Below are 568 nucleotides of genomic sequence, written 5' to 3' on the forward strand. Positions count from 1 at the left end.
GCGCAACGCGTTGCCGACGCGATCGAACAGCTCGGTTACCGCGTCGATCCGCTGGCCTCCGACATGCGCCGAGCCAAACGCCGCATCATCGGCGCCATCATGCCGGAATTCGAAAGCGAGTTCTTCGGCCAGATGGTCACCCAGCTCGAGAGCCTCGCCGAACAGCGCGGCTACACGCTGGTGGCGGCGTCGAGCCGCGAATCCGAGGCGCGCGAAACGGAGATCCTCGCCCGCATGCATGACTGGCGGGTCGCCGGCGTGGTGCTGGCGCCGGTGCGCAATGAGCATGGCCCGGCGGCCGCCTTCATGAAGGCCAACGGCATGACCGGCGTGCTGATCGACCGCGTGCTGTCCGACGATGCTTTCGACACGGTGTCGGCCGACAGTGCGGCGGCCAGCGCCGAAGTGGCGCGCGAACTGATCGGCAAGGGCCATCGCCACATCCTTGTCGTCGGCCTTGGCGAGCAGGCGGCGACGGTGCGCGCCCGTCTCGACGGGTTTCGCACCGCCGCGCTGCAGCTGGCGCCGGATGTGCGCGTCGATGTCGTGCTTGCCGAAACCGATGTCG

At 68.7% G+C, this 568-nt stretch carries 1 pseudogene; it reads left to right on the forward strand.

What is annotated here, in order from left to right:
- Positions 1-568: pseudogene (locus ACWTU8_RS32035) on the forward strand (LacI family DNA-binding transcriptional regulator); the annotation flags it as partial.

This window comes from Mesorhizobium sp. BHbdii (assembly GCF_053848045.1).